1 protein-coding gene is annotated in these 4,168 nt (G+C 67.9%); it reads left to right on the top strand.

Annotation, left to right across the window (positions count from 1 at the left end; translation table 11 throughout):
• The first annotated feature begins 597 nt into the window (after positions 1-597).
• Complete coding sequence (locus tag ACFYL6_RS33145; protein ID WP_238660443.1) at positions 598-4,029, top strand: DNA-directed RNA polymerase subunit beta; 3,432 nt, start codon at positions 598-600, stop codon at positions 4,027-4,029.
• Positions 4,030-4,168 lie beyond the last annotated feature (139 nt).

The raw sequence follows: 4,168 nt of genomic DNA, 5'->3' as shown, positions 1-4,168 counted from the left end.
TGCGGGCCCAATGTACCCCCAATTGGCCCGTACGTACCCCCAACCCCCCCCGGGGGGGGGGGGGGGCCCCCCCCGGGGGGGGGGGGGGGGGTTCACCCCCCCCCACCCCCCCCCCGCCGTATTGGTGGTGTTGGCTCCGATCGGCCCTGAGCTGGGCTCCGACCAGCGGCTCCGCCGACCGGAACGAGGGCGGCGGGTCGCTCTCCAGGGGGAAACACGCAGCAAGGGGAATACCGGCCCTTGACGCGGCCCGGGGCTGCCAGGCACGCTGACACCAGCAAGACACCGCGCTTGCGACGGCCACGACGTGGGTATGACAGCGGCGGCACCATCGGCCGCTGGAACCCGAGCGGCCCAGTGGGGAGTTGCGTTCTGAGCGGCCCGGCAGACCCCGGTTGACGGGGGCCGAGGCGCGCTCCGCAAACAACCTGCGGGGTGGGCTGGACAGCGGTTAGCCTCTCGGCTACACTGCTAGTTTGCGCTGCCTTCCGACTTGACCCCTGCTCGGAAATGTCCGTTTACGGATATTTCTGGTGGGGTCATTGGAGTGCACGCGTACCAGCCGTTCTGCAGCACCGGTCCTCGGAAGGACGCATCTTGGCAGCTTCCCGCCCTGCGAAGACCAGTCGTACGTCGAGCGCATTCGCTCCCCGCCGAGTTTCATTCGGCAGGATCACCGAACACCTCGAGGTCCCCAACCTCCTTGCCATTCAGAACGAGTCCTTCGACTGGCTCGTCGGCAACGAGGCTTGGCAGGGCCGGTCGGCGGACGACCCGCACGCACGCTCGGGTCTCGCGGAGATCCTTGAAGAGATCAGTCCCATTGAGGACTTCTCCGGCACCATGTCGCTCTCCTTCTCAGCGCCGCGCTTCGATGAGGTCAAGGCCTCGATCGAGGAGTGCAAGGAGAAGGACCTGACCTACTGCGCTCCGCTCTTCGTGACCGCGGAGTTCACCAACAACACCACTGGCGAGATCAAGAGCCAGACGGTGTTCATGGGTGACTTCCCGATGATGACGCCCAAGGGCACCTTCGTCATCAACGGCACCGAGCGTGTCGTGGTCAGCCAGCTCGTCCGGTCTCCGGGCGTGTATTTCGACAAGCAGCCGGACAAGACCTCCGACCGCGACCTCTCCAGCGTCAAGGTCATCCCGAGTCGGGGTGCCTGGCTGGAGTTCGACATCGATAAGCGCGACACGGTCGGCGTACGCATCGACCGTAAGCGTCGGCAGGCCGTCACCGTCCTGCTCAAGGCCATCGGATGGTCGGCCGAGCGGATCCGTGAGAAGTTCGGCTGGTCCGAGCTGATGATGACCACGCTCGAGAAGGACCACATCGCCGGCGCCGACGAGGCCCTGCTCGACATCTACCGCAAGCTGCGCCCTGGCGAGCCGCCGACGCGCGAGAACGCCCAGACCCTGCTCGACAACCTCTTCTTCAACCCGAAGAGGTACGACGTCGCCAAGGTCGGGCGCTACAAGTTCAACAAGAAGCTCGAAGTCGGCGTACCGATCACCACCGGCACGCTGACCGAGGACGACATCGTCGCCACCGTGGAGTACCTGTGCCGGCTGCACGCCGGTGAGGACGGCTACGAGGCCGACGACATCGACCACTTCGGCAACCGGCGCCTCCGTACCGTGGGCGAGCTGATCCAGAACCAGGTTCGGGTCGGCCTGTCCCGGATGGAGCGGGTCGTCCGCGAGCGGATGACCACGCAGGACGTCGAGGCGATCACCCCGCAGACCCTGATCAACATCCGCCCGGTGGTGGCGGCGATCAAGGAGTTCTTCGGGACGTCCCAGCTGTCCCAGTTCATGGACCAGACCAACCCGCTGGCGGGCCTGACCCACCGGCGTCGGCTGAGCGCGCTCGGCCCGGGTGGTCTGTCCCGGGAGCGGGCCGGCTTCGAGGTCCGCGACGTGCACCCGTCCCACTACGGCCGGATGTGCCCGATCGAGACGCCGGAAGGCCCGAACATCGGCCTGATCGGCGCGCTGTCCACCTTCGCCCGGGTCAACCCGTTCGGCTTCATCGAGACGCCGTACCGGAAGGTCGTCGAGGGTCGGGTCACCGACCAGATCGACTACCTGACCGCGGACGAGGAGGACCGGTTCGTCAAGGCCCAGGCCAACGCGCGCCTGAAGGCTGACGGCACGTTCGCCGAGGAGCGGGTGCTCTGCCGCCGTAAGGGCGGCGAGACCGAGGACGTCCTCCCCGGTGCCGTCGACTACATGGACGTCTCGCCCCGGCAGATGACCTCGGTCGCGACCGCCATGATCCCGTTCCTCGAGCACGACGACGCCAACCGGGCACTGATGGGCGCGAACATGCAGCGCCAGGCGGTGCCGCTGGTCAAGGCCGAGGCGCCGCTCGTGGGTACGGGCATGGAGTACCGGGCCGCGGTCGACGCTGGCGACGTGGTGGTCGCCGAGGTCGGCGGTGTGATCGAGGATCTCTGCGCCGACTACGTCACCATCCACCAGGATGACGGCCACCGCCGGACGTACCTGCTGCACAAGTTCCGCCGCTCCAACGCCGGCTCCTGCGTCAACCAGAAGCCGGTCGTCTTCGAGGGCGACCGCGTCGAGGCCGGTCAGGTCATCGCCGACGGTCCGTGCACCGACGAGGGCGAGATGGCACTCGGACGCAACCTGCTGGTGGCGTTCATGTGCTGGGAGGGTCACAACTACGAGGACGCGATCATCCTGTCGCAGCGCCTCGTGCAGCAGGACGTGCTCACCTCGATCCACATCGAGGAGCACGAGGTCGACGCCCGGGACACCAAGCTCGGCCCGGAGGAGATCACCCGCGACATCCCGAACGTCAGCGAGGAAATGCTCGCCGACCTCGACGAGCGCGGCATCATCCGGATCGGCGCCGAGGTCGTCCCCGGTGACATCCTGGTCGGCAAGGTCACGCCCAAGGGTGAGACCGAGCTGACCCCGGAGGAGCGGCTGCTCCGCGCGATCTTCGGTGAGAAGGCGCGTGAGGTTCGGGACACCTCGCTGAAGGTGCCGCACGGCGAGACCGGCACGGTCATCGGTGTGCGCACGTTCTCCCGCGAGGACGGCGACGAGTTGCCGCCGGGCGTCAACGAGCTGGTCCGGGTCTACGTCGCCCAGAAGCGCAAGATCCAGGACGGCGACAAGCTCGCCGGCCGGCACGGCAACAAGGGTGTCATCTCGAAGATCCTGCCGATCGAGGACATGCCGTTCCTTGAGGACGGCACCCCGGTCGACATCGTGCTCAACCCGCTCGGCGTGCCGAGCCGGATGAACATCGGCCAGGTGCTGGAGACCCACCTCGGTTGGGTCGCCAAGACCGGTTGGAAGGTCGAGGGCGACGACGCCGACTGGAAGCGCCAGCTCCGCTCGATCGACGCGCACGAGTCCGAGGGTGACACCAACGTGGCCACCCCGGTCTTCGACGGTGCCCGCGAGGAGGAGATCTCCGGTCTGCTCGAGTCGACCCTGCCCAACCGGGACGGCAAGCAGCTGATCGGGCGTACCGGCAAGGCGCAGCTGTTCGACGGTCGTTCCGGCGAGCCGCTGCCGGACCCGATCGCGGTCGGCTACGTCTACATCCTGAAGCTCAACCACCTGGTCGACGACAAGATCCACGCTCGTTCGACCGGCCCGTACTCGATGATCACGCAGCAGCCGCTGGGTGGTAAGGCGCAGTTCGGTGGTCAGCGTTTCGGTGAGATGGAGTGCTGGGCGATGCAGGCGTACGGCGCTGCCTACGCCCTGCAGGAGCTGCTCACGATCAAGTCCGACGACGTGCTCGGCCGAGTGAAGGTCTACGAGGCCATCGTCAAGGGCGAGAACATCCCGGAGCCGGGCATCCCGGAGTCGTTCAAGGTGCTGCTCAAGGAGCTGCAGTCGCTGTGCCTCAACGTTGAGGTGCTCTCCAGCGACGGTGTGGCCCTGGAAATGCGCGAGACCGACGACGAGGTGTTCCGGGCCGCTGAGGAGCTGGGCATCGACCTGTCCCGGCGCGAGCCGAGCTCGGTCGAAGAGGTCTGAGGTGAGCGGTCGGGGGGGGGGGGGGGGGGGGCCCCCCCCCCCCCCCCCCCCACGCGGCCCCCCCCCCCCCCCACGGGGGGGGGGGGGGGCGGGACCACAGAGTGTCGGAGCGGCGCGGTGGGGGGGACGCCCCCCCCCA

Source organism: Micromonospora sp. NPDC007208 (assembly GCF_042869175.1).
Classification (GTDB): Bacteria; Actinomycetota; Actinomycetes; order Mycobacteriales; family Micromonosporaceae; genus Micromonospora; species Micromonospora foliorum.
The sequence above is the reverse complement of the archived record's forward strand: the minus strand, read 5'-3'. Positions and strand labels throughout refer to the sequence as shown.